The organism is Burkholderia sp. ABCPW 14 (assembly GCF_001523835.1).
GTDB classification, from domain to species: Bacteria; Pseudomonadota; Gammaproteobacteria; order Burkholderiales; family Burkholderiaceae; genus Burkholderia; species Burkholderia mayonis.
This window is the reverse complement of the sequence record NZ_LOVS01000190.1, coordinates 1-5,756: the sequence shown is the minus strand read 5'-3', so window position 1 is coordinate 5,756 and position 5,756 is coordinate 1. Positions and strand designations below refer to the sequence as shown.

Genomic DNA, 5,756 nt, shown 5'->3' with positions numbered 1-5,756 from the left:
TTGGAGTGGAGGGGGTGTAAAAAACAAAACCCCCGCCTGGGTGGGCGGGGGTTTTGAGAGGGGAGCCTGACGATTACCTACTTTCACACGGGCAATCCGCACTATCATCGGCGTAGAGTCGTTTCACGGTCCTGTTCGGGATGGGAAGGGGTGGGACCGACTCGCTATGGTCATCAGGCAAAGAGGGTTGTCGCGTTGCTTCGCAACGCGACCAATCTGGGAAGAAGCAGTAATCTTGGGTTGTGTGTATCACACACGAGAATCCAACCAGTCTCTCGGATGGCAGCCAGTGCATCGGCACGGCGCTCATCTACAAGGCAGACTTGTTATAGGATCAAGCCTTACGGGCAATTAGTATCGGTTAGCTGAACGCATTACTGCGCTTACACACCCGACCTATCAACGTCCTGGTCTCGAACGACCCTTCAAGGGGATCAAGTCCCCGGGGAAGTCTCATCTTAAGGCGAGTTTCCCGCTTAGATGCTTTCAGCGGTTATCTCTTCCGAACATAGCTACCCGGCGATGCGACTGGCGTCACAACCGGTACACCAGAGGTTCGTCCACTCCGGTCCTCTCGTACTAGGAGCAGCCCCCTTCAAACTTCCAACGCCCACGGCAGATAGGGACCAAACTGTCTCACGACGTTTTAAACCCAGCTCACGTACCTCTTTAAATGGCGAACAGCCATACCCTTGGGACCGGCTACAGCCCCAGGATGAGATGAGCCGACATCGAGGTGCCAAACACCGCCGTCGATATGAACTCTTGGGCGGTATCAGCCTGTTATCCCCAGAGTACCTTTTATCCGTTGAGCGATGGCCCTTCCATACAGAACCACCGGATCACTATGACCTGCTTTCGCACCTGCTCGACTTGTCGGTCTCGCAGTTAAGCACGCTTATGCCATTGCACTATCAGCACGATTTCCGACCGTACCTAGCGTACCTTCGTACTCCTCCGTTACGCTTTGGGAGGAGACCGCCCCAGTCAAACTGCCTACCATGCACTGTCCCCGACCCGGATCACGGGCCAAGGTTAGAACCTCAAACAAACCAGGGTGGTATTTCAAGGACGGCTCCACCGAAACTAGCGTTCCGGTTTCATAGCCTCCCACCTATCCTACACAGATCGGTTCAAAGTCCAATGCAAAGCTACAGTAAAGGTTCATGGGGTCTTTCCGTCTAGCCGCGGGTAGATTGCATCATCACAAACACTTCAACTTCGCTGAGTCTCGGGAGGAGACAGTGTGGCCATCGTTACGCCATTCGTGCAGGTCGGAACTTACCCGACAAGGAATTTCGCTACCTTAGGACCGTTATAGTTACGGCCGCCGTTTACCGGGACTTCAATCAAGAGCTTGCACCCCATCATTTAATCTTCCGGCACCGGGCAGGCGTCACACCCTATACGTCCACTTTCGTGTTTGCAGAGTGCTGTGTTTTTATTAAACAGTCGCAGCCACCAGTTTATTGCAACCCCTTCACCCTTTGCCCGCAGGGGCATCAAGCTACAAGGGCGTACCTTATCCCGAAGTTACGGTACCAATTTGCCGAGTTCCTTCTCCCGAGTTCTCTCAAGCGCCTTAGAATACTCATCTCGCCCACCTGTGTCGGTTTGCGGTACGGTCATTGTTAAACTGAAGCTTAGAGGCTTTTCTTGGAACCACTTCCAATTGCTTCGCGACCTAAGTCGCTCGCGCCACACCCTTGAATTCCGCACCCGGATTTGCCTAAGTGCCTTCTCCAATGCAGCGACCGGGACTTCCAACACCCGGACAACCTTCCGCGATCCGTCCCCCCATCGCATTTAACAATGGTGCAGGAATATTGACCTGCTTCCCATCAGCTACGCATTTCTGCCTCGCCTTAGGGGCCGACTCACCCTACGCCGATGAACGTTGCGTAGGAAACCTTGGGCTTACGGCGAGGGGGCCTTTCACCCCCTTTATCGCTACTCATGTCAGCATTCGCACTTCCGATACCTCCAGCACGCTTTTCAACGCACCTTCGCAGGCTTACGGAACGCTCTCCTACCATGCGTGCAAGCACGCATCCGCAGCTTCGGTATATAGCTTAGCCCCGTTACATCTTCCGCGCAGGACGACTCGATCAGTGAGCTATTACGCTTTCTTTAAAGGGTGGCTGCTTCTAAGCCAACCTCCTGACTGTTTTAGCCTTCCCACTTCGTTTCCCACTTAGCTATATTTGGGGACCTTAGCTGGCGGTCTGGGTTGTTTCCCTCTTGACACCGGACGTTAGCACCCGATGTCTGTCTCCCGTGATTGCACTCTTCGGTATTCGGAGTTTGCTATGGCGGGGTAATCCGCAATGGACCCCCCAACCATGACAGTGCTCTACCCCCGAAGGTGAGACACGAGGCACTACCTAAATAGTTTTCGGAGAGAACCAGCTATTTCCAGGTTTGTTTAGCCTTTCACCCCTATCCACAGCTCATCCCCTAACTTTTCAACGTTAGTGGGTTCGGACCTCCAGTACGTGTTACCGCACCTTCATCCTGGCCATGGATAGATCACCTGGTTTCGGGTCTACGCCCAGCAACTGAACGCCCTATTCGGACTCGCTTTCGCTACGCCTGCCCTATTCGGTTAAGCTTGCTACTGAACGTAAGTCGCTGACCCATTATACAAAAGGTACGCCGTCACCCCTTTCGAGGCTCCGACTGTTTGTATGCATGCGGTTTCAGGATCTATTTCACTCCCCTCCCGGGGTTCTTTTCGCCTTTCCCTCACGGTACTGGTTCACTATCGGTCGATCACGAGTATTTAGCCTTGGAGGATGGTCCCCCCATCTTCAGACAGGATTTCACGTGTCCCGCCCTACTTGTCGTACACCTAGTTCTTTCATACTGTTTTCGCCTACAGGGCTATCACCTGCTATGGCCGCACTTTCCAGAGCGTTCGGCTAACAATACAAATAAAGAGTACAGGCTCTTCCCATTTCGCTCGCCACTACTTTGGGAATCTCGGTTGATTTCTTTTCCTGCGGTTACTTAGATGTTTCAGTTCACCGCGTTCGCCTCACATGACCTATGTATTCAGTCATGGATACTCCAAAAGGAGTGGGTTTCCCCATTCGGACATCTACGGATCAAAGCTCGTTTGCCAGCTCCCCGTAGCTTTTCGCAGGCTACCGCGTCCTTCATCGCCTGTGATCGCCAAGGCATCCACCACATGCACTTGTTCGCTTGACCCTATAACGAGTCTGTCTCGTTACAGGTTGAGTTCTCGCGTTGTGCCGTATTCCAATTGAGTCAAACATAGAGTTCGAATCATCTTGAGATACATCGATACAATCACAACCCGGATAGCTTTCACGTCCATCTCAAGACGCTTCCGCTATCCAAATTACTTACTTCTTCCAGATTGTTAAAGAACGACAGCCGATATCCGTTGATATCACTCTGACTGGCTCAATCGCCAATGCACAGCGCTCGCTGAATCTTTCAGCAAACCCTTGGCATTGAAGATTGGTGGAGGCAGACGGGATCGAACCGACGACCCCCTGCTTGCAAAGCAGGTGCTCTCCCAGCTGAGCTATGCCCCCATACCGAGACACTCAGGTTCAGCCCGTCGGCATCAGCACTCGTCAGCACCGAAGCGCCAACCACCGACAACACGTCAGACAACTTGGTGGGTCTGGTTGGATTCGAACCAACGACCCCCGCCTTATCAAGACGGTGCTCTAACCGACTGAGCTACAGACCCCTGAGTCTGTCTAAATTTACAGCCGATAAGCGTGAGCGCTCAACTTCGCGGATAGCTCGAGAAAGGAGGTGATCCAGCCGCACCTTCCGATACGGCTACCTTGTTACGACTTCACCCCAGTCATGAATCCTACCGTGGTGACCGTCCTCCTTGCGGTTAGACTAGCCACTTCTGGTAAAACCCACTCCCATGGTGTGACGGGCGGTGTGTACAAGACCCGGGAACGTATTCACCGCGGCATGCTGATCCGCGATTACTAGCGATTCCAGCTTCACGCACTCGAGTTGCAGAGTGCGATCCGGACTACGATCGGTTTTCTGGGATTGGCTCCCCCTCGCGGGTTGGCGACCCTCTGTTCCGACCATTGTATGACGTGTGAAGCCCTACCCATAAGGGCCATGAGGACTTGACGTCATCCCCACCTTCCTCCGGTTTGTCACCGGCAGTCTCCTTAGAGTGCTCTTGCGTAGCAACTAAGGACAAGGGTTGCGCTCGTTGCGGGACTTAACCCAACATCTCACGACACGAGCTGACGACAGCCATGCAGCACCTGTGCGCCGGTTCTCTTTCGAGCACTCCCGCCTCTCAGCAGGATTCCGACCATGTCAAGGGTAGGTAAGGTTTTTCGCGTTGCATCGAATTAATCCACATCATCCACCGCTTGTGCGGGTCCCCGTCAATTCCTTTGAGTTTTAATCTTGCGACCGTACTCCCCAGGCGGTCAACTTCACGCGTTAGCTACGTTACTAAGGAAATGAATCCCCAACAACTAGTTGACATCGTTTAGGGCGTGGACTACCAGGGTATCTAATCCTGTTTGCTCCCCACGCTTTCGTGCATGAGCGTCAGTATTGGCCCAGGGGGCTGCCTTCGCCATCGGTATTCCTCCACATCTCTACGCATTTCACTGCTACACGTGGAATTCTACCCCCCTCTGCCATACTCTAGCTTGCCAGTCACCAATGCAGTTCCCAGGTTGAGCCCGGGGATTTCACATCGGTCTTAACAAACCGCCTGCGCACGCTTTACGCCCAGTAATTCCGATTAACGCTCGCACCCTACGTATTACCGCGGCTGCTGGCACGTAGTTAGCCGGTGCTTATTCTTCCGGTACCGTCATCCACCCCGGTTATTAGCCAGGATGATTTCTTTCCGGACAAAAGTGCTTTACAACCCGAAGGCCTTCTTCACACACGCGGCATTGCTGGATCAGGCTTTCGCCCATTGTCCAAAATTCCCCACTGCTGCCTCCCGTAGGAGTCTGGGCCGTGTCTCAGTCCCAGTGTGGCTGGTCGTCCTCTCAGACCAGCTACTGATCGTCGCCTTGGTAGGCCTTTACCCTACCAACTAGCTAATCAGCCATCGGCCAACCCTATAGCGCGAGGCCCGAAGGTCCCCCGCTTTCATCCACAGATCGTATGCGGTATTAATCCGGCTTTCGCCGGGCTATCCCCCACTACAGGACATGTTCCGATGTATTACTCACCCGTTCGCCACTCGCCACCAGGTGCAAGCACCCGTGCTGCCGTTCGACTTGCATGTGTAAGGCATGCCGCCAGCGTTCAATCTGAGCCAGGATCAAACTCTTCAGTTCAAACCTGTTACTGTTTTCGGTTGTTTCCAACCGGTCGCTCACTCAAAGCTGACAGGTCGTGAATTGCTTCACAAACCTGACTTACTTTAGTGTGAGACTCTTGATACTTTCGCTTTCGATCCGAAGATCGACCGCTTCATCAAGCGCCCACACTTATCGGCTGTTCATTGTTAAAGAGCATATCTGCGAGAAGCTTTTCCTACTTCGGACCGCCTTCTCAGCAGCGCCGCGTTGTCCGCAGCAGAGAAATGAGATTATGATCACTTATTTGCAGCGCGTCAACAACTTTCTTACCACCCCGCCGCGCACCGCCTAGATCATCTTCCCGCACCCTCGGTCGACTAACCCGCCAACCGTCTCGCCCCGAGCACCGGAACTTCCCATCTCCCCCTTTCGCGCTACGTTTCCGTTACCGCGAAAGAGGCGTGATTCTAGGCA

At 53.5% G+C, this 5,756-nt stretch carries 2 tRNA genes and 3 rRNA genes; all 5 read right to left on the bottom strand.

Going from position 1 to position 5,756, the window contains the following annotated elements:
• Positions 1-64: 64 nt before the first annotated feature.
• The 5 genes from rrf to WS62_RS27930 all read right to left on the bottom strand — a co-directional run bounded on the left by rrf (position 65) and on the right by WS62_RS27930 (position 5,318).
• Positions 65-178, bottom strand: a 5S ribosomal RNA gene (gene rrf, locus WS62_RS27950).
• A gap of 152 nt (positions 179-330) precedes the next feature.
• A 23S ribosomal RNA gene (locus WS62_RS27945) occupies positions 331-3,210 on the bottom strand.
• A 277-nt stretch (positions 3,211-3,487) separates the two neighbouring features.
• Positions 3,488-3,563 (bottom strand) — tRNA-Ala (locus tag WS62_RS27940).
• 84 nt (positions 3,564-3,647) lie between these two features.
• A tRNA-Ile gene (locus tag WS62_RS27935) sits at positions 3,648-3,724 on the bottom strand.
• 61 nt (positions 3,725-3,785) lie between these two features.
• Positions 3,786-5,318, bottom strand: a 16S ribosomal RNA gene (locus WS62_RS27930).
• Together the 16S, 23S and 5S rRNA genes with 2 tRNA genes alongside form the textbook arrangement of a ribosomal RNA operon.
• Positions 5,319-5,756: the final 438 nt, after the last annotated feature.